General features: G+C 62.7%; 1 protein-coding gene. It reads right to left on the minus strand.

The features are described 5' to 3' along the window. Nucleotides 1–566 (minus strand): condensation domain-containing protein (locus AC07VL_RS28065; RefSeq protein ID WP_494808762.1); only part of this gene is annotated, 566 nt, incomplete at both ends.

Here is a 566-nt window from a genome sequence, read left to right on the forward strand (position 1 = left end):
CAGCAGATTGGTACGCTCCTCCACGTCCAGCATCGACAGTTCACCGATGCGCTCGTCCGGCCGGCGCACGATACGGCTAATCAGGCTTGTCAGGTGACGCGCCATGCGTGCTACCGTCGCCGGCGCAAACAGCGCCGTATCATATTCCCACGCGGCGGCCAGCTCGCCGCCCGCCTCCACGAGGTTGAGCGTCAGGTCAAACTTGGCGGTAACATGCTCGCCTTCCAGGCCCTGCAGCGTGATGCCCGGCAGGTCGATACCCTGCGCCGGCGTATTCTGCAACGACAGCATTACCTGGAACAGCGGCGAACTACCCGTCTGGCGCACCGGATTGAGCAGGTCGACCAGTTTCTCGAACGGCAAATCCTGGTGCGCGAAATCGTCCAGCAGCCCATTGCGCACCTGGGCCAGCAGCGTGTCGAACCGCGCATGCGGATCGATCCGCGTACGCAGTACCAGCGTATTGACAAAGAAACCGATCAGCGGCTCCGTCGCCGCCTCGTTGCGGTTTGCCACCGGCGTACCGATACAGATGTCATCCTGCCCCGCATAGCGCGACAGCAATA

It is taken from the genome of Janthinobacterium sp. GW821-FHT03C08 (assembly GCF_059420905.1).